Below are 26,749 nucleotides of genomic sequence, written 5' to 3'. Positions count from 1 at the left end.
ATTTGCGCACCTTAAGTAAGCTCCTTTCACGTGACTGTCCCTACCTCCGACGCTGATCGCCGCCTACGACTGCTTGCCGACGCCACTGCAACGCTCGGCACGTTGTCCGACGTGTTGAACCCGCTCGGTGAGCGTTTTGCTGCGGCCGGTCACGAGCTGTTCCTGGTGGGTGGCAGTGTTCGCGACGCGATCCTCGGCCGCTTCAGTGGCGATCTGGACTTCACGACGGACGCCAGGCCGGAGAAGGTTCAGGCTCTGCTCAAGGGCTGGGTGGACAAGCAGTGGGACACGGGCATCGAGTTCGGGACCATCAGCGCCATCAAGCACGGCCAGGAGATCGAGATCACGACCTTCCGGGCCGACGCTTACGATCGCGTCTCTCGTAATCCGATAGTCGAGTACGGCACGACGTTGGCCGACGATCTGGTGCGCCGCGATTTCACCGTCAACGCGATGGCGATGAAGATCGGCGCGGACGGTTCCTACACGTTTGTCGATCCGCTGAACGGCATGGACGCGCTGTTGGCCGGAGAGCTCGATACGCCGTCGGCGCCGGAAAACTCGTTCAACGACGATCCGCTGCGGATGCTGCGTGCTGCCCGGTTCGTCTCGCAGCTTGGTTTCACGTTGAACAATCGTGTTTTCGAGGCCATCAAGGAGATGGCGTCGCAGATCGAGCGAATCACCGCCGAGCGTGTGCAGGTGGAGCTGAACAAACTGATGCTGGGCATGTACCCGGTGGACGGCATCAACATGATGGTCGACTCCGGACTGGCTGCATACGTGCTGCCCGAGGTTCCGCAGATGAAGCTCGAGATCGACGAGCATCACCAGCACAAGGACGTCTACCAGCACTCCCTCACGGTGCTCCAGCAGGCGATCGATCTCGAAGAAGGCGATCCGGACCTCGTATTGCGTTGGGCAGCACTGCTTCACGACATCGGAAAGCCGGATACCAAGCGTAACGAGCCTGGCGGTGGGGTCAGCTTCCACCACCACGAGGTGGTCGGCGCCAAGCTGGTGCGCAAGCGCATGCGGGCACTTAAGTTCTCGAAGCAGATGGTCGACGACGTCTCGCAGCTCGTGTTCCTGCACTTGCGTTTTCACGGCTACGGCAAGGGACAGTGGACCGACTCGGCGGTGCGGCGGTACGTCACCGACGCGGGCGAGCTGCTCCCCCGCTTGCACAAGCTCGTGCGGGCCGACTGCACCACACGCAACAAGCGTCGCGCCGCGCAGCTGCAGGCCACGTACGACGACATCGAAGAGCGGATCGCGCGCATCGCCGAGCAGGAAGACCTTGCTCGGGTGCGTCCGGACCTCGACGGCAACGCCATCATGGAGCTGCTGAACATCCCGGCCGGCCCGCAGGTGGGCAAGGCATGGACGTTCCTCAAGGAACTACGTCTGGATCGCGGCCCGCTCGAGCGTGACGAGGCCGAGGCCGAACTGCTGAAGTGGTGGGCTACCCAGCAGGGCTAGTTTCTCGTTTCTTGCGGTTGATCAGCACCGCTGACAATCCGGCGGCATAGACACCCGCACCGGCAACGGCCAGGCCGACGCTCTTGCCGTCGGGTGCGATCACCGTCGACGCTGCCGCGATCGCACCGATGAACGCGACGTTGAACACGGTGTCCTGCAGTGCGAATACCTGACCACGACGGTCGTCGTCGATGTCGATCTGCATGGCCGCGTCGCCGCTGAGTTTCACGGACTGGCCGGCGATGCCGAGCAGGAAAGCGGCGATCAGCAGCGACCCCTGAGTCAGCGTGGTCACGAAGACGAGCTGGACGAGAACCGCGCACACCAGGGCGTAGGTGATCGTCCGTGAGCGACCGATCCGCGGGATGAGGAACGGTGTGATCAATGCCGCGATCAGCATTCCGATTGCCGTGGCGCCGACGGCGACGCCGAATCCGGCCATCCCTCCAGGCAATTGGGAGCCGTTCGAGGTGTCGCGCAGGACCAGCACCATGATGAGGGTGTTGATGCCGAAGCAGATGCGGTGCGCTCCGATTCCGATCATCGCCGTGGTGACGCCGGGCGCCTCCCAGACAGCGGTTGCCCCGGTGCGCAGTCCGGCCGTCACCGAACGGACGGCACTGGCGCGGACCACTTCGTCGGCGACCGGACCAAGTGAGCGGGCGGTGAACCTGGCCGCGGCGAGGGCCGCGATCACCGATCCCAGTGCTGCGATGGCCACGGCGGCGCCTGACGCTCGATCCCCCGCGCCGATCATGCCGATGATCGCCACCGCTGCCGAAGCACCAAGAGCGGCTACCACCGAACCAGCCGTTGTGAGAACGGAATTGGTTGCCACCAGCCACGATTGTCGGACGACCTTCGGCAGGGCTGCGGATACGCCTGCCCCGACGAAGCGACTGACTCCGATTGCAGCAAGCGCACAGGTCAACAACAGAGTGTCACCGCCGCCGGCGACCAGCAGCACCGCAGTGGTCAGGATGAAGAGCCCGCGGAGCACGCTCGCCCACAGGAGCACCAGGCGGCGGTCCCAACGATCCAGCAGAGCGCCGGCAAAGGGGCCGATCACCGAATAAGGAAGGAGCAGTACGGCAAAGCCGGCCGCTATCGCCACCGGATCGGTTTCGCGTTCCGGGTTGAAGAGGATTGCGCCGCCGAGCGCGGCCTGGAACATTCCGTCACCGAACTGGCTGGAAAAGCGGACGAGCGCCAGCCTTCCGAGGCCGGGTGATTCACGCAGGGTGTGCAGTACGCGCTGCCAGGCCTCGCGGCGGTTCGAGGCTCGGTTCATAAGCGGAAACTGTAGTGGGTGGGTCAGGCGCCGATCTTGACGGTGGCCCGCTCGAGGATCGGCGCGACGTCGACGCCCCTCGGCAGCGTTCCGAACACACTCCCCCAGCTGTTTCCGAGCCGACTCGCGCAGAACGCGTCGGCCACCGCGGGGTGCCCGTAGCGGAGCAACAGCGAGGCCTGCAGCGCGAGCGCCATGTCGCCGACGATCTTTCGTGCCCGGTATTCGATGTCGTCGAAATCGCCGAAAGCCGCCTGGAGATCCCGCACGGCCTGATCGAAGTGGCCGTCCACTCCACTGGCTCGTTTCAGCTCGTCGAAGAACACCTGCAGTGTTTCGGGTTGCTTGGCCATCGCCCGCAGTGTGTCGAGCGCCGCGACGTTGCCGGAACCCTCCCACACCGAAAGCAGCGGAGCCTCGCGATAGAGGCGCGGCATCCGGGATTCCTCCACGTATCCGTTTCCGCCCAGACACTCGAGTGCCTCGGCAGCGTGGATCGGTCCGCGCTTGCAGACGAAGTACTTACTCACGGCCAACGAAATGCGTCGTAGTGCGCTGGCGTGGGCATCGCCTGCGGTTGCGCGGTCGGTCAGAGCGGCCAGCCACATCGCGACGGTGGTCGACGCTTCCGATTCCACCGCCAGATCTGCCAGAACGTTTCGCATCAAGGGTTGGTCGATCAGGTTGGCGCCGAAAGCACTTCGATGCGTCGCGTGGTGAACTGCCTGCATGGTGCCGACGCGCATGCCGGTGGCCGTGCCGATCGTGCAGTCCAACCGGGTCATGTTGACCATCTCGATGATGGTGCGCACGCCCCGGCCTTCCTCGCCGACCATCCATGCGAGAGCGTCGAGGTACTCGACCTCACTGCTCGCGTTGGAATGATTGCCCAACTTGTCCTTCAAGCGTTGCAGGTACATGTTGTTGAGCGAGCCGTCCGGCAGGACCCGAGGCAGGAAGAAGCACGACAGACCACCCGGTGCCTGGGCGAGGACGAGGAACACGTCCGACATCGGCGCGGAGGTGAACCACTTGTGGCCCGTCAGCAGGTAGCTGCCGTCGGATTGTGGCACTGCCCTTGTGGTTCCGGCACGAACATCCGAACCGCCCTGCTTTTCCGTCATCGACATACCGGCGATCAATCCGGGTTTGGTGAGGGGAGCTTTCAGCGCCGGCTCGTAGTGCCGCGTGGTCAGGAGGGGTTCGTACTGCGCGGCCAGATCCGCGTTGTGCCGCAACGCGGGGATCACGGCGTACGTCATGGAGATGGGACAGCCGTGGCCGGCATCGGTTTGACCCCACACGGCCATCTTCGCGGCGCGGACGAGGTGTGCGTGTGGATTCGGGTCAACCCACGGAGCGCCGTGCAGTCCCAATTCCACTGCGGTGCTCATGAGTTGGTGATAGGCGGGGTCGTAGCGGACCTCGTCGATACGGTTGCCGTAGCGATCGTGGGTTCTCAGGACGGGTGGGTGCTCCTCGGCCAGATCGCCCCACTCCTGGGCCTGCGCGCTTCCGGCGCGGATCCCTACTCGATGAACCTCTTCGAGTGCATCCGATGCGCCTTCACGGTGGAGTGCCTCGAGGATCGGCGCGTATTCGGCTGCGTCGTAATCGATCAGGGACGGAACCTGATTGGTGACTTCATGCGTGGGTGTCATCGAAGCTCCCTAACGATCGAAGGGTGAAGGCGAGAATGGCGTCGATCGCAGCGGGATCGGTGGTGCCGCCGCGCAGTGGAAGGATCAGGGCCTCGCCGATTGCCCCGACGATGCACGCTGCCGTCAGAGTGGCATCCTGTGGCGGTATCTCACCGGATTCGACTGCTGAGCGAATTGCGGTGGCCAGGCAATCGCGGAACGATTCGCGAAACATCAACCGCTGTTCGTCGACGAGAGGATCTACCGGTTCCACCAGCAGTGCATAGGCGAGAACCGGTGCGCGCATGGCACGTTCGGCGAAGGTCCGAACCGACGCCGATACAGCGGAGCGGTGGTTGCCTTCCAGATGTCGGGCGCTGTCTCCGGCGTCCCGAGCTGCGGATACCTCACGGCTGCAGACTGATTGGAACACTTCGGCGAACAATTCGCCCTTGCCGTCGAAATGTCGATACAGCGTCCCGGTGCCGACGCCGGCGTTCTTGGCCACCGCGGCGATGGAACATCCCGCATAGCCGCGGGTGGCCACTGCCGTCATGGCGGCTTCGAGCAGTCGGGCGCGTTGGGCGTCCAGTCTTTCCTGTACTGCCGGAGTGCGGCGATAGGCCATGCGAAGAAGTGAACACCCGTTCCGTTCTTGCGTCAAGAGTTGACTGGAGCAGAACGGCGACATGGCCTACTGGAGCATCGTTGAACTTTTACACGCAAACCCCGTGGGTGAGCATTTCGATCAGCCCGTCGGCCGCCTTTCGAAACGGTTCTTCGGATTGGGCAGCACGAGCGAGGACGTAAGCACCTTGCCGCACTGCGAGAATGGTGGCGGCGAGAGCTTCGATGTTCGCATCGGGACGGATTTCACCGTTGCTGCGCCCGTCTTCGAGTGTGGATGCAATGTTCTGTTGAATCCACACGAACATGGTCTGGATCGGTGCTCGCAACTCGTCGTTGGATGCGACCTCAGTGTCTTGGACCAATCTCCCGAGCCGACACCCGCGGAGGACGTGTTTGTCGATCGTGAGGAAGGCGGCGATCTTGTCGACGGTCGTCTCGCCGGAGCTGAGTCGTTCGGTGATTTGCGCTTGTAGTTCGCGCCCCATGAGATGCTCTGCGGCCACCGCCAGGTCCGCTTTCCCCTGGAAGTGGTGGTACATGCTGCCTTGCCCGACGTCAGCCATTTTCTGCACGGCACGTGGGCTCGTTCCGGAGTAGCCACGCTCCCACAACAGTTCTTGCATGCTTGCGATCAGCCGTTCCGCGCTACTCATACAGACATTGTACCTATGGGTATGTACAGTCTCTGTGAAAGCTGTTGTACTTGCAGGTACAGAAATTCCGGAGACGGGGGCCTCATATGGGCACGAGCAACATCTCTGCTGACAGCTCGGTCGGTGACGCAGTCTCCGGCGGCACGAAACATACTGCACCAGTGAGTGCTTCAAGGGTTCGGGCACTGGCGCTGACTGCGGTTTGTCTTGGATTCTTCATGATCCTGTTGGACGGGAGCGCTCTCAACATCGCGTTACCGGCAATCGAACGCGACATCGGTGGCTCCATTGCCGCTTTGCAATGGTTGGTGAACATCTACACGGTTCCTCTGGCCAGCCTGTTGCTCACAGCGGGAGTTCTGGCGGACCGAGTCGGTTCCCGCAGTGTCTTCCTGTGGTCGTTGGGCGGCTTCACGGCGGCTTCTCTATTGTGCGCAATAAGCCCGAACCTGGGGTTGCTGATGGCATTTCGTTGCCTGCAGGGTGTCGCTGCTGCCGGGCTTCTTCCAACGACACTGGCGATCATTGCACGCACCTATCCGGATCCGATCGCGCGTGCCAAGGCAATCACGATGTGGGGTGCAACGGGCGGAATCGCATTGGTAGCAGGGCCGATCGGAGGAGGCCTGCTCACCGAGTTCATCGGTTGGCGCTCGATCTTCTTCGTCAATGTCCCCATCGGCGTTCTAGCCCTCTGGCTGTGCTGGCGGCATGTCCGTGAAACCGCGACGCGCGATGCGGAATCCTATGACGTTCCCGGGCAGGTCCTCGGCATCGCCGGACTTGCCCTTCTGGTAGCCGGTTTGATCGAAGGCGGCTCCCGCGGGTGGGGTGATCCGTTGGCGCTGGCGTTGCTACTCGGATGTGTGCCAACGCTCGTCGGGTTCTTCGTCGTCGAGGGCCGGACCCGGCATCCGGTTCTGCCGCTGTCGATCTTCCGTAAGCCGGCGTTCTCTGCATCCATAGCGAACGGATTCGCCTTCCAATTCGGGGCCTACGGCATGCAATTCATGCTCGCGATATTCATCCAGTCCTACTGGGGCTCTTCAGCGCTGCGGACAGGACTGTTCTTTCTGCCGTTTGCAGTGTTGTGGACGTTCGGAACGCTGGTCCTCAATCGCGTGTGGGCAGGTCGCGGTATGTGCTGGCTCCTGACTGTCGGTGCTTCCACTGCTGCGATCGGCGCGCTCCTGTGCACCGCGATCGGGGACAGCGATACCTGGCCTGTGGTGATGGCGGGGACCGCCCTCGTCGGTCTCGGGTGTGGTGTGTTCGGCCCCAGCTGCAATGGAGCGGCCATGGCAGTGATCGACAAATCGTTCGCCGGACTTGCCTCGGGGGTACTGAATACCTCCCGTCAAACGGGCATGGCGATCGGCGTCGCGGCCCTGGGCATCGCTCTGAGTGCGTCGAACTCCGTTGGTGGGGCACGCATCGGGATGATCTTCGTTGCAGCGTGTTTCGTGGCCATCGTCGCTCTCAGTCGACGCTATCTCACGCAGATCTGAGTGATGCCCGGCCCACCGCCAGATTCAGGCAGCAGCGGTGCGAGCCTGTTCCGCGCGCCACCACGCGACGGTCTCTTCGGCGGCCTGATCGAGCGGCGTCGGCGAGAGTCCGAGCAGCACTTCGCTGGCGCTCGAGTCCATGACGAACGGCTTGGTGAACTGGTAGTTCATCTCAGCGAGTTCGCGGCTGTCGGTGTTGATCTTGCCGACGGCGTCGAGCACCCAGGCGGGGAGTACACCCACCTTGGCGGGGGATGCCCCGGCGGCGCGGGCGAAGGCCTCGGCGATCTTGCGCTGAGTGAGCGCGGGGCCGGTGGGTGCGTGGAGGACGGAGTTCCAAAGTTCGGGGTTGTGTGCCGCCGCGATCATCGCTGCTGCGAGATCGGGGATGTAGGTGAAGGAGTGCGGCTGATCTGCGGAACCGATGACACGAATCTTCTTACCTGCCATGACTTTCGGAACCATGCGCTCGCCGGCGTGGGCAGTGCGGACGCGGGGACCGAAGAAGTCCGAGGCGACGACGCTGACGGTGGGTGTTGCAGAGGCCTCGCGAGCACGCAGCAGCGCGGTGCGCACTCCGCGCTTGCCGCCGGTGGCGTTGCGTGGATCGGATTCGGTCATCAGGGTGTCGGAGTTGTAGGCGTAGAGGCTTTCGGGGAAGAGCACGACGGCACCGATGGATGCGGCCGCGTCGAGCACAACCTTCTCGGCCGCCGGGAGTTCCCGCTCCCAATCGGCTGCGTTGTAAGCAGCGTGGATGCAGTGGTAGATGGCCGTGGCGCCCTCGCTGACCGAGCGAAGGGCCTCGGAATCCGAGACGTCGACGCGTCGGCGGTCGATCAGCGGGTGCTCGGGCCCGCTGCCGGACCTGGTCAGGAGCCGGACGTTGATTCCCTGCTCGGCGAGCTGTAGCGCGACGGCGGATCCGACGGGTCCTGCTCCGGTGACGATTTCGAGGTTCGACATGGTGTGCTCCTTCTTGTTTCGAGTGAACTGAGAGCACTGCTCTCGTTTTCAAGAATGCACCTGCACCCGAGCGATGTCAAGAGCAGTGCTCTCTTTTGTTGATATTGCTCTCGGGAATGGGGCAAGATGGACTCATGGTTGGAACTCCCCGTGAGCGGGCGCGCGAACAGACGCTGCAGGACATCACCCGTATCGGACGCGAGCATCTTGCTGCCGTCGGCGCTGCCGCTTTGTCTCTGCGGGCCGTCGCGCGTGACCTGGGAGTCGTGTCCTCAGCGGTATACCGCTATGTCGCCAGTCGGGACGAACTGCTGACCTTGCTGGTGGTCGACGGGTACACGGAACTGGGCACGGAAGTGGACGCCGCCGTGAATGCCGTTGCAGCAGAGGATTTTCGCGGACAGTTCATTGCTCTCGGGCGCGCCGTTCGGAGCTGGGCGATCCGGGAGCCGGCCCGCTACGGTCTGTTGTTCGGCAGCCCCGTCCCCGGCTACGACGCTCCGGGCGAGCAGACCACCGGCCCCGGCACCCTCGTCGTGACCCGGCTGATCGGGATCATCGACGCCGCCCATCGCGCGGGTTCACTGACGGTGCGAGAGGGTCCGGGCCTGAGTGACACGTTGGCAGCGGACCTCGAGGGAGTGCGGAATGAACTGGGTACGGACCTGCCGCCGGATGCCGCGGTGCGCGCAACTCTCGTCTGGGTATCGCTGTTCGGTTCGGTGAACTTCGAGGTGTTCGGGCAGTACGGAAGCGATACGTTCACCGACGCGAGCGAGATTTTCGAGCGGCATTTGGCACTACTTGCCGATGTGGCGGGTCTGACCTGAACACGCTTGTGTCTCGTTCCTCCGCGCGCAGTTGTCGGTGAGATGATGTCCTTGTGGCGCACGCAGAAGAACCCGAGGATCGAATGGCCTGGATAGAACCGGAGGTTCGTCCGGGCAGTTTGTTGGTGTCGTCGACCGATCTCACGGAACCCGCATTTCGCCGCACCGTCATCTACATGATCGAGCACAACGACGCCGGGAGCCTGGGCGTCGTCGTCAATCGGCCGAGTGAGACGGCCGTGCAGAACGTGTTGCCGCAGTGGTCACCGCTGACCGCGCATCCTTCGGCCCTGTACATCGGTGGACCAGTCAAGCGTGACTCGGCGCTTTGCCTGGGCATCGCTCGCAACGGTGCGCGGATCGACGGCGTCGCCGGTCTGCGGCGGGTGGACGGCAAGGTAGTCATGGTGGATCTGGACTCGGACCCGGAGGTCATTGCTCCTCTGGTCGAAGGGATCCGAATTTTTGCCGGGTACTCGGGTTGGACTCTGGGCCAGCTGGATTCGGAGCTCGAGCGTGAAGACTGGATGGTGATCAGCTCGCTGCCGTCGGATGTGCTGACGCCGCCCCGAGTCGATGTCTGGGCACGGGTGCTACGACGCCAGCCGCTACCCGTGGCGATGCTGGCCAGCCACCCCATCGAGGTGGAACGAAACTGACTTGTCGGAGGTCGATGATATTCCTGTGTCATCGTTTTCGAGAGAGGTGGCAGTAATGCTCGCTGAGCGTCAGATCCAGTGCGCGGATTGTGTTTCGGATGTCGATCACTGCCACGATTCTTTGCTACGGCATGCCGACGGATCACTCGAATGCACCGGCGCGAACTGCCTCGACCTGGCATCGGTCCGCCATGCGCTGTCCATCGATTGTGCTGAACTGCAGGGCGGTTGCGGCTGCGTCGACGCGACCCGAGGCGAGTTGCTCGCTAGCTGACGCTGACCGGATCCCGATTCGCGAAGCGTTGCGCCATCGCAGCACAGACGATCAGTTGGATCTGATGGAAGATCATCAGCGGCAACACGATCAGGCCGACGGGCTGGCCCGCGAACAGTACAGCCGCCATCGGTAGGCCCGTTGCCAAGGACTTCTTCGACCCGCAGAAGATGATGACGATCTGATCGGGAAGATCGAACCCGAGCTTGCGCCCCGCGAGAGTGGTCACGCCGAGAACCAGCGCGAGAATCAGGCAGCACACGATTGTGAGGATCACGATCTGCCAGATCGTGATGGTGCTCCAGATCCCCTCTTTCATGCTTTCGCTGAAGGCGGCGAAGACAACGAGGAGGATCGATCCGCGATCGACGTACTTGGTGGGTTCGGCGTACTTCTGCAGCCATCCGATCACCAGCGGGCGGATCAGCTGACCGACGATGAACGGGATCAGCAACTGCACGACGATGTCGAGGATCGACGAGAAGTCGACCGTCGCCTGGCCGGTGGTGTTCATCAGCAGAACCACCAGCAGCGGTGTGACGAAGACGCCGATCAGGTTGGAGAACGACGCACTGACGATCGCGCCCGCGACGTTCCCCTTGGCGATCGAGGTGAACGCGATCGAAGACTGAACCGTCGACGGAACCAGGCACATGTAGAGGATGCCGGTGTAGAGCTCGTCGCTGATCAGCGTCGGTGACAGGAATCGCAGTGCTAGGCCGATCAGTGGGAACAGCACGAACGTCGCGGCGAGGACGACGGTGTGCAGTCGCCAGTGCTTGACGCCCTTCCAGGCTTCCTGCGGCGAGAGCCGTGCGCCGTAGAGCAGGAACAAGAAGCCGATGGCGATCTTGGTGGCCCAGTTCAGAATGCTCTCCGCGGTACCCGATACCGGGAACACACTTCCGAGCACGCCGGCGATGATGATGCCGAGGATGAACCCGTCGATGTAGAACCTACTGAGAAACTTCACCTGGCTAAGGATAACGGCGAGCTTCAGCGGGCTCTCGAGCCCCACGAAGGTTGAAGCCCATCACCGCCAGGCACAGCAGCGTCCCGATGATCGACAGCTCGATGATGGCCGTCTGCATTCCCTGGAGGGTGATGGCGATACCCGCGATGATCGACGGGATCGCCAGTCCCGCGTAGCTGACGGTGAAGAACGCGGCCAGAACTCCGCCGTGGCTCTCGCGGGCGTGGGTCCGGGCGGCGGCGTTGACGCGCTTCATGCCGCCGGCAAACGCCAGACCGTGCCCGGCGCCGACCACGACGGTGATGGCGCCCAGCAGTGCCAGGCTCGGGACGAGGTCGACCACGAGGAGGCCGATCATTCCCAGAGCGAGGATTCCCAGACCGACGGTGACGGACGTGCGCGGGTCCATGCGGCTTCCGCCGAGTTGCGCGACCACCGAGCAGATCATCACCAGTGCAGCTGCCCCGCCGCCGAGCAGAAGGTTGTCGATGTTCAGCAGGCTGGTCATCCACGACGGGACCACCGACTGGAAGAGCCCGACCGCGCCCCACGACAGCGCGACGGCGAGCGAGCTGAGCCAGAAAGTCTCGCGAATAGTGGCGGGAACATGTGGCATTTGGAAGAACCGCTTCGGGCGTGTGACGTCCCCGATCCGCGGAAGTAGCAGCAACACGATCAGTGCCGGGATGAACGCGACGAGGAAGATCAGATACGGCAACCGCAGCGGTTGTGGAAGGTACTGGGCGATTGCACCGGACACGAGTGGTCCGAGCGCACCGCCCAACGCGCCCGTCACCGTCGATACGAGCGCTGCTCGTCGGTGATCGAACTTCGGTTCCTGCTCCACCAATGCGGCGCTGCCCGCCGCACTGGCCGCGCCCACCGCGATTCCCTGGGCAATCCGGCCGACGAACAACCACACCGTCGCGTCGGCAAATGCCAGAACGAGCGTGCCGACGACGCTCAGAGCGAGTGCAGTAAGGAGCACGGTGCGTCGGCCGAGGGCGTCGGACAGCGGTCCGAAGAACAGCAATGCCGGAACGAGGCCGGCGACGTAGACGCCGTAGATCAGCGTCTGGATGGTGGGCGTGAATCCGAACTCGGTCCGGTACAGCCCGTAGACGGAGGTGGGCATGTTCGCGCCCAAGAGGATCACGGTGAGGACGTAGCCCACGCCGTAGAAGTGTCGATTGGTGCGGCGTGTGCGTTCTTCGGTGGCGACAGCTGTGGCGGACGTGGGAAGCCCCTCCTGAAGACAGAGTGCGAAAATACATGGGTCGTCCTACGTATCGTAGGTGAGTGGAATGATCGCCGCTAATGCTGTGAGGATGAGCTGATGACCGTTGTTCGCAAAGAGTCCGCGTACGAGCAATCCCTCGACTGGATGCGCACGCAGATCTCCGACGGCGTCTGGACAGTGGGCAATCGTGTTCCGACCGAGCCGGAGCTGATGAGTGTTCTCGGCGTCGGCCGGAACACCGTGCGCGAAGCGATCAAGACATTGACCTCGACGGGAGTTCTCGAGATCCGTCGCGGATCAGGGACCTTCGTGCGCGCTCGGACCGACATCGGCGGACTGCTCGGCAAACACGCGTCCGTCGACGAGATGAAATACGTCTTCGAAGTGCGTCGTGCGCTCGAGATGGAAGCGGTCCGGTTGGCGTGTGAGCGTCGCAGCGACGACGACGTTCGGATACTTCGTGAACTGGCCGCCAAGCGTGATGTCCCAGCGGAGAACTTCGTCGACGTCGATCTCGCGTTTCACATTGCCGTTGTCGATGCCGCCCACAATCCCGTGCTGAAAGATCTGTTTGCCGGAATCCTCGAAACAGTTCGAGCCACCTACGAGGTGACCGAAGGGGTGCATCCGCCGTCGCTGACGTCTTCGCATCATCAGGGAGTTGCCGAAGCCATCGCCGAACGCGATGTCACCAAAGCCAGGGCTGCGGCGTGTGGGTATCTCGAGAAGACTCAGGAAGCGATCGGTTCAGGCTCGGCGGTTACCGAGTCCGGGCGTCGGCCAATCGATTGAGTGACCCCGCGATGTCTTTGGCTTCGGGTGTCGTGATCGTGAGTCGGTCGCCACAAGCGAACGTGATGACCACCGCTGGTCCGGTGCGGGTGACGACGCCGTAGTTACGACGACCCTTGGTCTTGAGTCCCCAGCCGCCGAAGTCCGCGAACGGTTTGATCTCCGCGACGTCGGCTCCGACAACTTCCTCGATGCCGTAGGTCATCGCAGCCATCCCCATGTTGATCACCCGGATTTCCCGTTCGTCGACGATCACCCGGAAGCGAACCAGGCTGACGACGAGCAGTCCGAGTGCCCCGAAGATGAACAACGGCCAGAGTGACCGCATCGCCAACGCCATGATGACTCCGGGCGCCAGAGTGATCGCAGTGAGGATCACCGACCCCTTGGTGCTGAATCCGACGTCGTCGGAGATGGGGAGAGCGCAGCGGCTTCGCGGCAACCCGGCCGAGGGTTCGATCGTGGCAAGAGTGCGGACGCGGTAGTCACGCAGGAACGAGGCGCCGATCCACCCCACCACCCCGCCGATGACAAAGCCGACACCGAGAGACCACAGCGGGAGTGACGTCGTGGATGGATCGGTGACATCGAGTTGGGTGTAGAGCAAAGCGAAGTTCACTGTCGTGATGAGCCCGACCACGCTCAGCCCGACAACTAACATGAATCGGCGCATCATCAGCATCGCGGGAGCAAGAGCAGCAATCGCACTCAGGCCGCCACCGAAGAGCAGCGTCAGAAGTGTAATGGTCCAGGCGTTGGCCGACGGGGTGGAGAATCCGTCCGGCGAGGTGGTGGTCCAGTGAGTCGCGATCTGTTCCGGGAGGCGGGGCTCCCAAATTTTTGTCAGGACGAAGCCGAAGACCGCACACAACAGCGGAACGACTAGCCCGAATACGACCCCGGCCGGGTCGACCACGCGATGTTTCACGTGAATCAATGAGCCGGCTGGCAAGCATCCTTGAGCGCGCAGGCACCGCAGGAAGCGGTGCCGCAAGCGGCAGCGTTCGCCTTGGCCTCGGGGGTCTCCGCCACCGGCTCGTCGGCGGCAGGCTCGGAGTGTCCGCCGCAGTTGCAGTCGTTACCGCATCCGCTCTGCTGCGGGAGCGCGGCGGCTGCGCGGGTGCCGATGCCTCCACCGAAACCGGCAGTGAGGACGGCGACGACGACGGCGATGATCGCGACGGCAATGCCGAAGACTCCGCCGATGGTCAGTGCTGCGACTCCGCCGATGACCAACATTCCAGCGGCCGCGAGCATGGTCGGACCGGCCACCTTGTTGGCGAGGGCGAACGACTCCTCGCTCCGCAGGGAATCCTCGGTGCGGACACCGGCCCAGCGGTTGCGCGGGAGTTTGCCGATCAGTCCGGCGACAGCAACTCCACCGACGGCGACAGCGAGCACGAATAGCACCACAGCGACAACGATCACCCATACAGGATAGGCGCGAGTGGAGTTGATGGTATGCCCGGGTCGTGCAGGCTCTACCCTGGTTATCGGTATTTCCGTCAGCCAAGTAGATAGCGACCACAGTGACCGAGTCTCCGCAGTCCCCCGATTCACCAGCCGACGCAACTCCGCAGCACCGCTACACCGCGGAGCTCGCCGGCCAGATCGAGCAGCACTGGCAGGACCGCTGGAGTGAGGAAGGCACGTTCAACGCGCCCAATCCGGTCGGTCCGCTCTCCTCGCCCGACGGTGTTCCCGCCGACAAGCTCTTCGTGCAGGACATGTTCCCGTACCCCTCGGGTTCGGGCCTGCATGTCGGTCACCCGCTCGGATACATCGCTACGGACGTCTTCGCGCGCTTCCATCGCATGCAGGGCCGCAATGTCCTGCACACCCTCGGTTACGACGCCTTCGGTCTCCCGGCCGAGCAGTACGCCGTGCAGACGGGTACCCACCCACGGACCACCACCGAGTCCAACATCGCCAACATGAAGCGCCAGCTGCGACGCCTGGGTCTGGGCCACGACGAGCGTCGTAGTCTCGCGACGACGGATGTCGACTTCTACCACTGGACGCAGTGGATCTTCCTGCAGATCCATGGCGCCTGGTACGACAAGGAAGCCGGCAAGGCGCGTCGTATCTCCGAGTTGGAAGCCGAGTTCGATTCCGGTGAGCGCGCTCTGGAAGACGGACGCGAGTGGGCTTCGTTGGACGTGGCCGCGAAGGCCAAGGTTCTGGACTCGTACCGCCTTGTCTACCAGTCGGATTCGATGGTCAACTGGTGCCCCGGTTTGGGTACCGTCCTGGCCAACGAGGAAGTCACCGCCGACGGTCGTAGTGACCGCGGAAACTTCCCAGTCTTCCGTAAGCATCTCCAGCAGTGGATGATGCGCATCACCGCGTACTCCGATCGCCTGGTCGACGACCTCGAGTACTTGGATTGGCCGGACAAGGTCAAGGCCATGCAGCGCAACTGGATCGGACGCTCGTACGGTGCCGAAGTTACCTTTGCTGCAGGCGAGTACGGCGTCGATGTGTTCACTACCCGTCCGGACACGCTGTTCGGCGCCACCTACGTGACGCTGGCTCCTGAGCACGACTTGGTGGACAAGCTCGTCGCGGACGAGTGGCCCGAAGGTGTCGACGCGCGCTGGACTGGCGGTGCCACGACTCCGGCGGAAGCTGTTGCTGCATACCGTAAGTCGATTGCCGCCAAGACCGACCTGGAGCGCCAGGAAAACAAGGAGAAGACGGGCGTCTTCCTCGGTTCCTACGCCGTCAATCCGGTCAACGGACACAAGGTTCCGATCTTCATCGCCGACTACGTTCTGACGGGTTACGGCACCGGTGCGATCATGGCAGTTCCGGGACACGATCACCGTGACTGGGAGTTCGCGAACGCGTTCGGCCTGGATATTCTCGAAGTTATTGCCGGTGGCAATGTTTCGGAGGCTGCGTACTCCGGTGACGGCCCGCTGGTGAACTCCGACTACCTCGACGGGCTGGACGTTGCCGAGGCCAAGGCGACCGTCATCAGTCGCCTCGAGGAGAGCGGCCAGGGCAAGGGCACCATCCAGTACAAGCTGCGCGACTGGCTTTTCGCGCGTCAGCGTTACTGGGGCGAGCCTTTCCCGATCGTCTACGACGCGGACGGCAACGCACACGCTCTGCCGGATTCGGCTCTGCCCGTGGTGCTTCCGGAGGTCGAGGACTACGCACCCGTGTCCTTCGATCCGGACGACGCCAACTCCGAGCCCTCTCCCCCGCTGAACAAGGCGACCGACTGGGTCAACGTCGAGCTCGATCTCGGTGACGGTCTGCAGACCTACCACCGCGACACCAACGTCATGCCGCAGTGGGCAGGTAGCTCGTGGTACCAGCTGCGCTACATCGACCCCACCAACCAGGACGCCTTCTGCGACCCGCAGAACGAGGCGTACTGGACGGGCCCGCGTCCGGAACTGCACGGCCCCAACGATCCCGGTGGAGTCGACCTGTACGTCGGCGGCGTCGAGCACGCAGTGCTGCACCTGCTGTACTCGCGCTTCTGGCACAAGGTTCTGTTCGACCTGGGCTACGTGTCCTCGAGCGAGCCGTACCGCCGCCTGTACAACCAGGGCTACATCCAGGCATTCGCGTACACCGACGCCCGCGGCGTCTACGTGCCGGCAGAGGAGGTCGTCGAGCGTGACGGCAAGTTCTTCTACGAAGGCGCCGAGGTCAACCGCGAGTACGGCAAGATGGGCAAGAGCCTGAAGAATGCCGTTGCGCCGGACGAGATCTGCGCCGAGTTCGGTGCAGACACTCTGCGTGTGTACGAGATGTCGATGGGTCCGCTGGACACCTCGCGTCCGTGGGCAACCAAGGACGTCGTCGGTGCTGCGCGATTCCTGCAGCGAGTGTGGCGCGTCGTCATCGACGAGGAGACCGGCAAGCCCCGTGTCACCGACGAAGCTCCTGGTGAAGAGACGCTGCGTGCGCTCAACAAGGCGATTTCCGGTGTCATCGAGGATTACACGGCGCTGCGCGACAACACGGCCGCCGCGAAGCTGATCGAGTACAACAACCACCTCACCAAGGCGTTCCCGGGCGGTGCGCCGCGTGCTGCTGTCGAGCCGCTGGTGCTGATGCTCGCTCCCCTGGCGCCGCACCTCGCGGAAGAGCTGTGGTCGCGTCTGGGTCACACGGAATCCCTTGCGCACGGACCCTTCCCGGCAGTCGAGGAGAAGTGGCTCGTCGAGGATACCGTCGAGTACCCGATCCAGGTCAACGGCAAGGTTCGTAGCCGCATCAGCGTCCCGGCGGATGCCGATCGCAAGGCTGTCGAAGAGATTGCGCTGGCCGACGAGAAGATCGTCGCTCTGCTCGAGGGCAACGCACCCCGCAAGGTGATCGTTGTGCCGGGCAAGATGGTGAACATAGTTCTGTAGGGCCTTCGGCCCCTGTGCGCCGTTTTGGTAGTTACCGCTACCGAAACGGCGCACAGTCGTTTCTGGGGGATGATTCCCGACGTTGACACCGAGGGGGGAACCTCAAAGGCGGGATCGTCAAGTACGGGGTGGTCGGTATTTCGTAATGGGAATGGCTCCACGTTCAAGTTCGAACCGAAAATCGTTGCCGTTGCTCATAATCCAAGGCCAGGTTCGAGTTTGTGATGCCAATCAGTCGTTGTCCTGAATGTCCCGCTCCACGGAACATTTGGTAGCGCGTGTTCGATGTGAGGGCTGTGATGCACGTAACACGTTGCCGAGAGCGGTAGCTGTCGTTCCACTGCACTTCCCCGCAAGGCCCCCGTCGGCGGTATTCGACAGGGGGTCAATCGAATTTGTAGGTGTCCCGAAAGGATCTTCCAGCCATGGCGTCTCACGTCCACAGCTCCGGTTCGTCTCCTAGTGCGCCCGAACCGACATCGATACCGGAGCGTTGGACTCCGCGACTGGTGTTCTCTCTGGCGTCGATCGTTCTACTTCTCGAGATGCTCGCGGTGAGCTACATGATGATTTCCACTGCGCTGCCGGCCATCTCGACGCATTATCAGACGACGCAGGGAGCTTGGCTGCTCACGTCGTTCTTGCTGCTGGGGGCGGTCGCGTCTCCTCTGCTCGGAAAGCTCGCCGACATGTACGGCAAGCGAAAAGTCCTGCTCTTGGCGGTCGCCGGCGCAGCGGTCGGATCCTTCATTTCGGCGGTTGCGCCGAGCTATGCCGTCCTGATTCTGGGCCGGTCATTGACGGGTCTTCTCGTTCCCTGCCTCTTCCTGAGCTACTCCCTCATTCGAGATGTCTTCCCGCCGAAAACTGTTGCGCTGGCAGTCAGTATCGCGACTTCCGGTATGGGTCTGATCGCGATTCCGGCGCCGTTCGTCTCCGGTTGGTTGATCGACAACCACGGGTTCCGGAGCATCTTCTGGTTCTTTGTCGTCGGGCTGGTTCTCCTCGGCGGCATGATCTTCGCTTCGACGGCGGAATCGACTGTCCGACTTCGCTCTTCGCTGGACCTGATCGGCGCGGTACTGCTCGGATCGGGCATCGCCGGAATTCTGATCGGCGTCAGCTTCGGCCCGACCTGGGGCTGGAAGAACGGTTCGACACTGGCCTACCTGATCGGCGGCGTCGCACTGTTGGTGGCTTGGGTTGCCTCTGCCCGAGCCATCCGCGAGCCCTTGATCGACCTGCGCTACTTCGGCAAGCGTTCGGTGATGCTCACCGCCGTCGGTGCCGGTTTCTGCTACGGCGCGTCGGGAGTCTTCACGATTTTGCTGCCGATGATGGTGATGACCCCCGCAGTTCTCGGCCTGGGATACGGATTCGGCGTGACGGCAGAGGGATTCGCGATCTTCCAGGCGCCGCTTGGCGGCATGGTGGTGGTCGGTGGTTTGATCGTGGGCTTCCTCGTGGGGCGCAACATCCGGCCCCGTCTGCTGATGATCATCGGAATGATCCTCATGGCAGTCGGATTCACGTTGACGGCAACCATTCACGACAACAAGCCTCTGCTCATCATCTTTGCCGGAATCTTCGGTGTCGGTATGGGTATGGGCTACGCCTCCATCCCGAACCTGCTCATCGAGGCAGTGCCGCCGCAGTTGCAGGCAACCACGGCGAGCATGGTTGCGGTCTTCCAGAGCATCTTCCCCGCAGTGCTTCCCGTCATCGCCTTCACGGTCTTGAACTCGCACATCGCGATGGCGATGGAGGGCGCTGTCTTCTACACCGACGAGGGCATGCGTATCGCGTTCCTGATCGGTGCTGCTGCAGCAGTTCTCGGCGCGATCGCAGCCGTGTTCCTGCCGCGAAACATCGTCCAGATCGGCGCAGAAGACGGTGTGCAGCAGGAGACGTCCCTCCTCCCTGCTCACTGATCACACGATGATGTGCGGCTACTGGCCAACTTCCGTAGCCGCACATCGCCGTGGTGCACTTCGACGTCATGCAAGATGAATCTCCTGCAGCGAGATCTCACCCCGCAGCGGACGCTCTGCGACCTGTGCCAGATCAGATACGAATGTGTCCGCGATCGATCGGGTGGTGGTGAGTTGTACCGACAGAACATTGTTCGCTTGACTGCACACAGTTGCGCCGTGCCGGTACGCCACCAGCGCCACGGGATCGACGCGTTGGAAAGTCGCGGTGACGTGTAGGCCGACCTGTGGTGTCACCGGAACGAACGGGCCGTGGTCCGTCTTGATGCGAACTATCCCGATGATCTTGTTGAGACGCTTGATCAACATGGCGTCGGAGATCGTTGCCGGGCAACGGTACGCGATCGACATTCCGGTGACTCCCGGCGATGTCACGGATACCCATGTAGACAGGCTGACGACCTCGACGCCGAGCTTCCACCCCAGCGACGAAATACGTGCGAGAACCGCCGCGGTATCGTGGCATTCGACCAACATGGTGCCCACCCGACTCGTATCGGTGCCCACCCGAGCCGCTTCACCCATTTCCTCGACCTCCTCCGCCTAGAGAGGAAGTCCGGGCGCATCGACCCCGATGATTCTCGATCCCCGGAAGAAGTCGAGAAGCTCTGCGTCGCCGTGTGCGCCGATACCGCTTCCGCCCCAGAAACTCTGGGTCGAGTGGTCGTCTAGGTCCAGGAGGCTGGTGCTGTTGATCTTGTTCTCACCGCAATCGATTCGGGTCGCAAGTTCACGAGCGGCGTCGACGTCGGCGCCGAACACGTATCCGGCCAGGCCGGTATCGAGAGCGTTGGCCTCGAGCAGAGCTTCCTCGTCGGTTGATGCTCGGTGCACCGTCAGGATCGGCCCGAAGGTCTCCGATTTGGTCTGCTCCGACGAGATTCCGTGCACCACTGTCGGTGGGAAGAACCATCCGGAATCGTCAGGCACGGGGGTGCTCGAGACGGCCGTGCCGCCCACGCCACGGAGGAACTCGACGGTATCCCGCATCCGTTGGAGTTGAGGCTCGTTCGCCTGCGGACCCATCGTGGTGTTGGCGTCATCGGTTCGGCCGAGTGCGATTTCGGCCGTGCGGTCGAGTATTGCGTCGACAAGCCGGTCGTGAAGGTGCGGCGGCACGAAGACGCTTCCCGGACTCTCACACCATTGCCCGTTAAGTTTGGTGAACCCGTCGACGAGTGCGGTGGCAGTCAGATCGATGTCGGCGTCGGCGCGGATGATTACGGGGTTGTTGCTGCCGAGCTCGAGTTGAAGAGCCTTGAAATCGGTAGAAGCTGCAGTGGCGATGGAACTACCGGCCGCTCGGCCGCCGGTGAACGCCAGTGCTCGGATTCGTCGATCGGAGGCCAGTAGATGCCCGACGTCCCCGCCTCCGTGAACGAGTTGAAACAGAGCTTTCGGCGCGTCGACTTCGGCGATGGCACGTGAGATCGCCTCGGCAAGCACGTTGGGACCCGACGGTGCCCAGTTGGAGGGCTTGGCGATGACCGGAGCACCTGCGGCCAAAGCGAATGCGGTCTTCTTGGCGGTGATGAAGCTCGGTGCGTTCCACGGTGCGATCACAGCGGTCGGGCCCCACGCCAGCCGATGTAAATGTGCACCTGACGGCAACTGCTCGAACCCGGAGGAGTTCTTCAGATGCGTTGCAGCACTGCGGAACAGATCGGGAAGTCCGCCGGCGAAAAGTGTGCTGATCGAAAGCGGAAGGCCGTTGTTCTTGGAGTCCTCACGGGCGATCGCCGCAGTCCGTTCTTCGACAAGTTCAGCCGTTCTCTCGAGTAGGCGCACCCGGTCGGCGACCGGTCGACGGGTCCAGACACCCGATCGGTGAAGTTCTGTCGCGGCGGTGATCGCCCTCTCCACCTGTTCGGTGGAGGACGAGAGTTGGGCTTGCAGTTTCTCTCCGGTGTCGGGATCGGTGAGAAATTCGCCGAGTTCGATAGCCGGTGTTTCGGCGTTTCCGTCGATCGTGTTGTTCTGGGGCACGAGTGAGCATGAAGTGGTCATGACTGTCCTTCGTGGCGAAATCGTTTGTAGGTCAGATGTTGTCGAGGTAGCGTTCGCGTTCCCAGTCGGTGACCGCGGACATGAAGGAATCCCATTCGTCCTTGGCGACCGCCGCATAGTGCGATACGACGTCGGCGCCGAACGCCGCGAGTGCGAACTCACTGGCCTCGAGCGCACGCGCCGCTTCGTCCAGTGTGCCGGGCAGCGGTTGTTGCTTCACCTTCTCGAGTGTGTCTGTGTCGCTGTACCCGTCGCGTCGTACCGGTGCGCCGGGATCGAGCTTTCGTGTCAGACCGTCGTTCATCGACGCCAGAACGGCGGCGAGTGCGAGATACGGATTTGCGTCCGCCCCTGGCAGTCTCATTTCGAGACGGTTGGCGGACGGTGCACCGGTGATGAGTCGGCAGGTGGTAGTCCTGTTGTCGAAACCCCAGGTCAAGCCGTTCCCCGAGAAATCGTGGCTGGCTCTGGTGCGGCGCATCGAGTTGATGGTCGGCGTGTAGAACAGCATGAGTTCCGGGCAGTGCTCGAGAACTCCGCCGACGGCGTGCAGCAGTTCGGCGCTCGCGGTGTTTTCTGCGCTTTCGTCGTGGAATGGGAAGGTGTCGTCGCTCCGCATGGACGCGTGAATATGACACGACGAGCCCATGCCGTCGGTGCTCGGACGTGCCATGAAGGTAGCAGTGAGCCCTTCTGCCGCAGCGACGTCGTGGACGACCTGCTTGAATAGCACATGGCGGTCGGCCATCTCGAGGGCGGTTCCGTATTCGAGGTTGATCTCCCACTGGCCCAGGCCGTATTCGACCTGAGAGACCTCCACGGGAATCGCGCTCTCCTCCAACGCGGTTCGTACCTTGCGGAAGAAAGGTTCCATCGCGTTGCCGGCGGTGATGGTGTAATCCGAGGGCACCAGGGTGGTGGGTTCGAGATCCCGATAGCCGCTGCGCCGCAATGCGTCGGGGGTACCTCGGTAGAGGTGGAACTCGAGTTCCGTTGCCGCGTAGACGGTGTGGCCGTCAGCTTCGAGCTTGTCGATCTGTTTGCGCAGGATCGTGCGCGGTGCGATCGGGACCATCTCGCCGGTATGTTCGTCGACCGAGTCAGCGATGACGATGGCAGTGGACTCGAGCCACGACGCGCGTCGCAGTGTTCCCAGGTCAGGTTGCAGGCGGAAGTCATGCCAGCCGGTGTGTCCGCCGGCGTAGTCGACAACGAGTTTGTCCATGCGTTGGCTGGCATCCCAGGCATACACACAGGTGCACACATGCAGACCCTCGTCGATGTTCGCGAGGAAAATTCGCGTCGGGACTCGTTTGCCGATCAACCGTCCGTAGAGGTCGATACCGGCGATGAGGACGGTGTCGATGTCGGACTCGGCGAGCTCGGCCGTGGTGAGCCGGCCTTTCATCGGGCAAGCCATCCGCCGTCGACGGGCAGCTGGACTCCACTGATGTAGGAGGCGTCGTCGGAGAGCAGGAAGGAGACTGCAGCACCCATGTCCTCGGGGCGGCCGACGCGCGGCACCAGGAGCCTGGACTTCATGAAGTCGAGAACTTCGCCGGAGGAGACGTCGATGCCAGGCAGGAAGGCGGTGGGGACCGGCCCGGGGGCGATCGCGTTGACTCGTACGTTGTACCGCGAGAGTTCGACGGCCAGAGCCTTCGTCAGCATCTTCACTCCACCCTTCGACGCGTTGTAGTGGACCTGTGCGAAGCCCTGGGAGGACACGACCACGTCCGCTTCCACCGTCGACAAGTTCACCACAGCGCCGCTGTTGCCGTCGCGGAAGTACGGGGTGGCGATCTGCGTGACGATGAACATGCCCTTGAGATTGACGTCGAGGACGAGGTCCCACTCTTCGTCGGTGAGGTTCTCGAGAGAACTCATCGTGATCAGGCCGGCGTTGTTGACGAGGTAGTCGAAGCGTCCCCATTCGGCGACGGTGGCTTCGAAAGCGGCGCTCACGGCGGCGCGGTCGCGCACATCGGCCTCAAGGGCGAGCGCGGGTGTGCCGTACTGCGATTCGATAAGTGCGACGGTCTCCTTTGCACTTTCGATGTGAAGGTCCACGACCGCGACGCGGGCACCGTCGGAGGCGAGGCGCAGCGCGATGCCGCGGCCGATTCCGGAGCCTGCACCGGTGATCAGGGCAACCTTGTTCTCATGCGTACGTGACATTGTTGTCTTCCATTCTGTGATGATCGATCTGGTGAGAAGAATTGGTCCGACGGGAGGTTGCAGCGTCGACGAGCCACGAGAAGAGCGGGTCGATTTCGACGAAGAATTCGGGGTGCCACTGCACGCCCACCACGGGGCGATCGGCGGCCTGGATGGCTTCGGCGACGCCGTCGAGCGCGCGTCCGACGATCCGAAGCCCGCTCCCCGGGGTGTCCACGGCTTGGTGGTGAAGGCTGTTCACGTGAATGCTGTTGCCGTACAGACTGTATGGGATGGAGCCGGATTCAAGGGCGACCTGTTGTGGTCGGTAGGAACGCGGATAGCCGAAGAAGCTGTGCGCCTCACCGGCGTCGGTCGGAAGGTCGGCAACCAGTGTGCCGCCGCGGGCGACGTTGACGACTTGGTGTCCTCGGCACACTCCCAGGATTGGCAGTCCGATTTCCCAGGCTGCATCGACCAGGGCGAACTCGAATTCGTCCCGAGCGGGGTCGATGGGTGACGAGTTGGGGCCGGGGGTGCGGCCGTATCGTCGGGGGTCCACGTCGGAACCACCGCTGAGGACGAGGGCGTCGAGATGCTCGACGATTCGGCGCGGATCACTGTGGATGCTCAGCAGGATCGGTTGACCACCGGCGGCGCGGATCTTCGACGGAAAATCGGTGAAGAACATTTCCATCAACGCGTCGCCGACGACGTTGGGTAGTGACGGCCCGCCGCGGTCGACGCGGCCGGTGACTCCGATCAGGGGCATGGCGGGGAGTGCCTCCGCCGTCATCGTGAATTGGGTCATAGGAGCGAGCATAGAACCATTGAATGGCTTTTCGCTAGAGTTTGGCTTGTAAAGTTGGGGTAACGGGTTCGAAGTGCCGCGCGCTGCTGTATCTATTCAAGGACAGTTGCGAATGGGAGCGTTCGATTTCGTAGGTCAAGACGAAGCGTACGAGGACGAAGCTGAAGAGTCGGTCCAGGCACCGAGTAGGGGGTACGAGACGTGCAGATCGACAAGCTGCCGGCCATCGAATTCATGGTCAGTGCACCGACGTTGGGGGAGGATATCGCTCGACGCTTGCGACTGCTCATTCACAGCGGCGCGCTCAGCCCCGGTGATCGCCTGCCATCCGAGCGTGAACTGTCTCAGCAACTCGAAGTCGGTCGAGTCAGTGTGCGAGAAGCGGTCCGAATCCTTCAGGCGATGGGATACATCGAGGTGCGGCGAGGAGCCACGGGCGGATCGTTCGTTTCGGAGTTGACCAGGCCTTATGAAGACTGGGTTGGCCAGTTGAAAGCGCGAGAAGCAGACATCGACGAGATCGTCGACCTCCGTATCGGGTTGGAAATGCGCACGGCAAGCCTCGCGGCGGTCCGGCGAACCGATCGTCATCTTCTCGAGTTGCTCGAATCCATTGAGCAATTGGGGGTTTCCGGAAGTCGGGGATCGTTCCGGGCTTGTGACGCCAGGTTCCACGGCGGTATCGCCAGAGCGGCGGGAAACAGCAGGTTGGAGGCCGCTGTGGTCGAGGCTCGCGGCGAAATGTTCGTCCCCGTCGATCATCTCGTGTTCGAAGACCAGGTCGAGGCTTCGAGGGTGGAGCACAAGGAAATCTTCGAGGCGATCAAGCGGGGCGACAGCGCTCGCGCGGCGGAGGCAATGGAACGTCACATTCTGCACGCAAAAGACGAGCTCAAACGCTTGGCGCTGCAGGAAGAAGGCTGACGGGAGCGCGACGAACGGACGGTTCGTCCCGTTTTTCGCAAGTAAAAGTTTTGTGAATTGGGTCCCGAATCGACTTCAATGGTTCTAATATCGCCCGTATGACCCATACTTCCGTCAATGCTTCACGTGATGCATCCGGCGATGACCGAACTCTTCGAGGCTCGCTGGGTACCGGCTCGATAGTCCTCATGGTCGTTGCCGCAGCTGCTCCCCTGACTGTGATCAGTGGTCTTGTGCCGCTGGGTATTTCCGGTGGCAACGGTGCGGGCTTCCCCATGACCTTCGCCGTGACAACCGGTGTACTTCTGCTCTTCGCCGTCGGGTTCACCGCGATGTCGCGTTACATCCCGGGAACCGGAGCGTTCTATCTCTACATCGGACATGGTCTCGGCCGTGGTGCCGGCGTCGGCAGTGCGATGTTGGCCCTCGTCAGTTACAGCACAGTGCAATTGGCCGTATACGGCTACCTCGGCCCGGCAATGAGTTCGTTGATCACCTCCTACGGTGGTCCGGAGGTGCCGTGGTGGATCTTCTCGCTCGCCTCGTTGGCTCTGGTAGCCGTCCTCGGATTTCGTCATATCGAATTGTCGGGCAAGGTGCTCGGCATCCTGTTGATCGCAGAGGTCGGGATCGTAGTCGTACTCGACGCTTTCATCATCGCCGACGGTGGTCCGGAAGGCCCGTCGACAGCAATGTTCTCTCCGTCGGAAATATTCTCCGGATCCCCCGGCGTCGCATTGGTATTCGCGCTTGCCGGTTACATCGGGTTCGAGTCGACGGCGATCTTCCGTGACGAAGCGAAGGATCCCGCGCGGACTATCCCGCGAGCGACATACGCCGCCTTGATCCTCATCGGCGGCTTCTACGCTCTCTCCAGTTGGGCGGTTGTGACAGCCTGGGGCGACAAGGGTGCAGTGGACATTGCGGGTACTGACCCCGACGGCATGCTGATCACCACTGCCACCGACTTTGCCGGAACGGTGACAGCCCACCTGATTCAAATTCTGTTGGTGTCCAGTCTCTTTGCCGCAGTTCTGTCTCTCCACAATGTCTTGGCCAGATACATCTTCGTTCTGTCGAACACCGGCGTTCTGCCGGGCGCAGGTGGGCGGACGCACCGCGTGCATGGTTCGCCGCACATCGCGTCAGTGGTGCAATCCTGCTGTGCTCTGGTACTTCTCGGAGCTTGCATCGTCATCGGTCTGGATCCGGTGACACAGATCTTCGCGTGGTTCGCCGGCGTTGCAACGGTGGGGATCGTGGCTCTCATGTTGCTCACGTGCCTTGCGGTGCTCGTCTTCTTTCATCGTACGAAGGTCGATCAGCGATTCTGGCACACCAAACTTGCCCCGAGCTTGGGCCTTGTCGGGCTGATCGGATTCGCGATCGCCATTGCCGGAAACCTTCCGCTCCTACTGGGCGGCAACATTCTGGCCGTGGTGATGACCGGGGTGCTGGTGCTCGCGTTTGTCGGTGGATTCCTCTATGCGCGACGACGGAAGCAAGTGAGCTTCGAACTCCCGTCGTGAGAGGGCTTTCGGTGAA

24 protein-coding genes are annotated in these 26,749 nt (G+C 62.6%); 10 read left to right on the top strand and 14 right to left on the bottom strand.

Features of this window, described 5'->3' with window-relative positions; genetic code table 11:
* Positions 1–30: 30 nt before the first annotated feature.
* On the top strand, positions 31–1,482 hold the full coding sequence (locus tag ACN50D_RS22720) for a CCA tRNA nucleotidyltransferase (RefSeq protein ID WP_003942535.1): 1,452 nt from the start codon (positions 31–33) through the stop codon (positions 1,480–1,482).
* Here the strand turns inward: ACN50D_RS22720 and ACN50D_RS22715 are convergent.
* From ACN50D_RS22715 to ACN50D_RS22700, 4 genes are all read right to left on the bottom strand, one after another.
* A complete protein-coding gene (locus ACN50D_RS22715; RefSeq protein WP_007729119.1) occupies positions 1,466–2,773 on the bottom strand; it encodes an MFS transporter in 1,308 nt (435 codons plus the stop codon). The two genes, ACN50D_RS22720 and ACN50D_RS22715, sit on opposite strands and share 17 nt — an antisense overlap.
* A gap of 23 nt (positions 2,774–2,796) precedes the next feature.
* On the bottom strand, positions 2,797–4,434 hold the full coding sequence (locus ACN50D_RS22710) for an acyl-CoA dehydrogenase family protein (protein ID WP_212634009.1): 1,638 nt from the start codon (positions 4,432–4,434) through the stop codon (positions 2,797–2,799).
* On the bottom strand, positions 4,418–5,041 hold the full coding sequence (locus ACN50D_RS22705) for a TetR/AcrR family transcriptional regulator (protein ID WP_212634008.1): 624 nt from the start codon (positions 5,039–5,041) through the stop codon (positions 4,418–4,420). Before ACN50D_RS22705 ends, ACN50D_RS22710 begins: the two co-directional genes overlap by 17 nt.
* 88 nt (positions 5,042–5,129) lie before the next feature.
* Positions 5,130–5,696, bottom strand: coding sequence for a TetR/AcrR family transcriptional regulator (locus ACN50D_RS22700; protein WP_212634007.1), 567 nt, complete (start codon positions 5,694–5,696; stop codon positions 5,130–5,132).
* Positions 5,697–5,857: 161 nt separating this feature from the next.
* Between ACN50D_RS22700 and ACN50D_RS22695 the strand changes: the two genes are divergently transcribed.
* Positions 5,858–7,204, top strand: coding sequence for an MFS transporter (locus ACN50D_RS22695; protein WP_307850570.1), 1,347 nt, complete (start codon positions 5,858–5,860; stop codon positions 7,202–7,204).
* 24 nt (positions 7,205–7,228) lie between these two features.
* Here ACN50D_RS22695 and ACN50D_RS22690 read toward each other — a convergent pair whose 3' ends face one another.
* A complete protein-coding gene (locus ACN50D_RS22690) occupies positions 7,229–8,170 on the bottom strand; it encodes an NAD-dependent epimerase/dehydratase family protein (RefSeq protein WP_212634005.1) in 942 nt (313 codons plus the stop codon).
* A gap of 134 nt (positions 8,171–8,304) precedes the next feature.
* On the opposite strand from ACN50D_RS22690, the gene ACN50D_RS22685 reads away from it, so the two are divergent.
* Genes ACN50D_RS22685 through ACN50D_RS22675 form a run of 3 tightly spaced genes read left to right on the top strand, consistent with a single transcriptional unit; the run spans position 8,305 to position 9,933 of the window.
* Positions 8,305–9,000 carry a TetR/AcrR family transcriptional regulator gene (locus ACN50D_RS22685; RefSeq protein WP_212634004.1) on the top strand — a complete coding sequence of 232 codons (696 nt, stop codon included), beginning with the start codon at positions 8,305–8,307 and terminating at the stop codon, positions 8,998–9,000.
* A 53-nt stretch (positions 9,001–9,053) separates the two neighbouring features.
* Entirely contained in the window at positions 9,054–9,659 is a 606-nt protein-coding gene (locus ACN50D_RS22680) for a YqgE/AlgH family protein (RefSeq protein WP_003942572.1), read from the top strand.
* Between the two features lie 55 nt (positions 9,660–9,714).
* Positions 9,715–9,933, top strand: coding sequence for a hypothetical protein (locus ACN50D_RS22675; protein WP_007729106.1), 219 nt, complete (start codon positions 9,715–9,717; stop codon positions 9,931–9,933).
* Here ACN50D_RS22675 and ACN50D_RS22670 read toward each other — a convergent pair.
* The gene (locus ACN50D_RS22670; RefSeq protein WP_003942582.1) at positions 9,926–10,906 is read right to left on the bottom strand and encodes a bile acid:sodium symporter family protein; all 981 of its coding nucleotides are present in this window, start codon (positions 10,904–10,906) and stop codon (positions 9,926–9,928) included. The two genes, ACN50D_RS22675 and ACN50D_RS22670, sit on opposite strands and share 8 nt — an antisense overlap.
* A 4-nt stretch (positions 10,907–10,910) precedes the next feature.
* Positions 10,911–12,080, bottom strand: coding sequence for an MFS transporter (locus ACN50D_RS22665; protein ID WP_064442886.1), 1,170 nt, complete (start codon positions 12,078–12,080; stop codon positions 10,911–10,913).
* A 162-nt stretch (positions 12,081–12,242) separates the two neighbouring features.
* Between ACN50D_RS22665 and ACN50D_RS22660 the strand changes: the two genes are divergently transcribed.
* A complete protein-coding gene (locus tag ACN50D_RS22660; RefSeq protein ID WP_030537479.1) occupies positions 12,243–12,938 on the top strand; it encodes a FadR/GntR family transcriptional regulator in 696 nt (231 codons plus the stop codon).
* Here ACN50D_RS22660 and ACN50D_RS22655 read toward each other — a convergent pair.
* Positions 12,907–13,866, bottom strand: a complete 960-nt coding sequence (locus ACN50D_RS22655) for a DUF1648 domain-containing protein (RefSeq protein WP_235867728.1) — start codon at positions 13,864–13,866, stop codon at positions 12,907–12,909. The two genes, ACN50D_RS22660 and ACN50D_RS22655, sit on opposite strands and share 32 nt — an antisense overlap.
* 5 nt (positions 13,867–13,871) lie before the next feature.
* Positions 13,872–14,366, bottom strand: a complete 495-nt coding sequence (locus tag ACN50D_RS22650; RefSeq protein ID WP_003942484.1) for an SdpI family protein — start codon at positions 14,364–14,366, stop codon at positions 13,872–13,874.
* 101 nt (positions 14,367–14,467) lie between these two features.
* Between ACN50D_RS22650 and leuS the strand changes: the two genes are divergently transcribed.
* Both leuS and ACN50D_RS22640 read left to right on the top strand, forming a co-directional pair.
* Complete coding sequence (gene leuS, locus ACN50D_RS22645) at positions 14,468–17,314, top strand: leucine--tRNA ligase (protein ID WP_021332602.1); 2,847 nt, start codon at positions 14,468–14,470, stop codon at positions 17,312–17,314.
* Between the two features lie 425 nt (positions 17,315–17,739).
* A complete protein-coding gene (locus ACN50D_RS22640; protein WP_042451764.1) occupies positions 17,740–19,245 on the top strand; it encodes an MFS transporter in 1,506 nt (501 codons plus the stop codon).
* A 66-nt stretch (positions 19,246–19,311) separates the two neighbouring features.
* Here the strand turns inward: ACN50D_RS22640 and ACN50D_RS22635 are convergent, their stop codons facing one another.
* Genes ACN50D_RS22635 through ACN50D_RS22615 form a run of 5 tightly spaced genes read right to left on the bottom strand, consistent with a single transcriptional unit; the run spans position 19,312 to position 24,280 of the window.
* Positions 19,312–19,830 carry a hypothetical protein gene (locus tag ACN50D_RS22635; RefSeq protein WP_212634003.1) on the bottom strand — a complete coding sequence of 173 codons (519 nt, stop codon included), beginning with the start codon at positions 19,828–19,830 and terminating at the stop codon, positions 19,312–19,314.
* Between the two features lie 18 nt (positions 19,831–19,848).
* Positions 19,849–21,312, bottom strand: coding sequence for an aldehyde dehydrogenase family protein (locus ACN50D_RS22630; protein ID WP_164490606.1), 1,464 nt, complete (start codon positions 21,310–21,312; stop codon positions 19,849–19,851).
* A gap of 31 nt (positions 21,313–21,343) precedes the next feature.
* The gene (locus ACN50D_RS22625; RefSeq protein WP_099696898.1) at positions 21,344–22,720 is read right to left on the bottom strand and encodes a glutamine synthetase family protein; all 1,377 of its coding nucleotides are present in this window, start codon (positions 22,718–22,720) and stop codon (positions 21,344–21,346) included.
* On the bottom strand, positions 22,717–23,490 hold the full coding sequence (locus ACN50D_RS22620) for an SDR family NAD(P)-dependent oxidoreductase (protein ID WP_021332597.1): 774 nt from the start codon (positions 23,488–23,490) through the stop codon (positions 22,717–22,719). The genes ACN50D_RS22625 and ACN50D_RS22620 overlap by 4 nt, the downstream gene beginning before the upstream one ends.
* Entirely contained in the window at positions 23,474–24,280 is an 807-nt protein-coding gene (locus tag ACN50D_RS22615) for a gamma-glutamyl-gamma-aminobutyrate hydrolase family protein (RefSeq protein WP_225320216.1), read from the bottom strand. The genes ACN50D_RS22620 and ACN50D_RS22615 overlap by 17 nt, the downstream gene beginning before the upstream one ends.
* A 201-nt stretch (positions 24,281–24,481) precedes the next feature.
* Between ACN50D_RS22615 and ACN50D_RS22610 the strand changes: the two genes are divergently transcribed.
* Together ACN50D_RS22610 and ACN50D_RS22605 are read left to right on the top strand one after the other, a co-directional pair.
* Positions 24,482–25,204 carry a FadR/GntR family transcriptional regulator gene (locus ACN50D_RS22610; RefSeq protein WP_021332595.1) on the top strand — a complete coding sequence of 241 codons (723 nt, stop codon included), beginning with the start codon at positions 24,482–24,484 and terminating at the stop codon, positions 25,202–25,204.
* Positions 25,205–25,302: 98 nt separating this feature from the next.
* Positions 25,303–26,733 (top strand): APC family permease, encoded by a 1,431-nt coding sequence (locus ACN50D_RS22605; RefSeq protein ID WP_050655905.1) that lies wholly within the window; start codon positions 25,303–25,305, stop codon positions 26,731–26,733.
* Positions 26,734–26,749 lie beyond the last annotated feature (16 nt).

The organism is Rhodococcus sp. SB1D (assembly GCF_048573875.1).
Lineage (GTDB): Bacteria > Actinomycetota > Actinomycetes > Mycobacteriales > Mycobacteriaceae > Rhodococcus_F > Rhodococcus_F qingshengii.
The sequence above is the reverse complement of the archived record's forward strand: the minus strand, read 5'-3'. Positions and strand labels throughout refer to the sequence as shown.

What these genes read in the sequence shown, in the direction of transcription:
- ACN50D_RS22715 (WP_007729119.1), bottom strand. Translation starts at nt 2,773, where the DNA reads ATGAACCGAGCCTCGAACCGCCGCGAGGCCTGGCAGCGCGTACTGCAC.
- ACN50D_RS22710 (WP_212634009.1), bottom strand. Translation starts at nt 4,434, where the DNA reads ATGACACCCACGCATGAAGTCACCAATCAGGTTCCGTCCCTGATCGAT.
- ACN50D_RS22705 (WP_212634008.1), bottom strand. Translation starts at nt 5,041, where the DNA reads ATGGCCTATCGCCGCACTCCGGCAGTACAGGAAAGACTGGACGCCCAA.
- ACN50D_RS22700 (WP_212634007.1), bottom strand. Translation starts at nt 5,696, where the DNA reads ATGAGTAGCGCGGAACGGCTGATCGCAAGCATGCAAGAACTGTTGTGG.
- ACN50D_RS22690 (WP_212634005.1), bottom strand. Translation starts at nt 8,170, where the DNA reads ATGTCGAACCTCGAAATCGTCACCGGAGCAGGACCCGTCGGATCCGCC.
- ACN50D_RS22685 (WP_212634004.1), top strand. Translation starts at nt 8,305, where the DNA reads ATGGTTGGAACTCCCCGTGAGCGGGCGCGCGAACAGACGCTGCAGGAC.
- ACN50D_RS22675 (WP_007729106.1), top strand. Translation starts at nt 9,715, where the DNA reads ATGCTCGCTGAGCGTCAGATCCAGTGCGCGGATTGTGTTTCGGATGTC.
- ACN50D_RS22660 (WP_030537479.1), top strand. Translation starts at nt 12,243, where the DNA reads ATGACCGTTGTTCGCAAAGAGTCCGCGTACGAGCAATCCCTCGACTGG.
- ACN50D_RS22640 (WP_042451764.1), top strand. Translation starts at nt 17,740, where the DNA reads ATGGCGTCTCACGTCCACAGCTCCGGTTCGTCTCCTAGTGCGCCCGAA.
- ACN50D_RS22635 (WP_212634003.1), bottom strand. Translation starts at nt 19,830, where the DNA reads ATGGGTGAAGCGGCTCGGGTGGGCACCGATACGAGTCGGGTGGGCACC.
- ACN50D_RS22630 (WP_164490606.1), bottom strand. Translation starts at nt 21,312, where the DNA reads ATGACCACTTCATGCTCACTCGTGCCCCAGAACAACACGATCGACGGA.
- ACN50D_RS22625 (WP_099696898.1), bottom strand. Translation starts at nt 22,720, where the DNA reads ATGAAAGGCCGGCTCACCACGGCCGAGCTCGCCGAGTCCGACATCGAC.
- ACN50D_RS22620 (WP_021332597.1), bottom strand. Translation starts at nt 23,490, where the DNA reads ATGTCACGTACGCATGAGAACAAGGTTGCCCTGATCACCGGTGCAGGC.
- ACN50D_RS22615 (WP_225320216.1), bottom strand. Translation starts at nt 24,280, where the DNA reads ATGACCCAATTCACGATGACGGCGGAGGCACTCCCCGCCATGCCCCTG.
- ACN50D_RS22605 (WP_050655905.1), top strand. Translation starts at nt 25,303, where the DNA reads ATGACCCATACTTCCGTCAATGCTTCACGTGATGCATCCGGCGATGAC.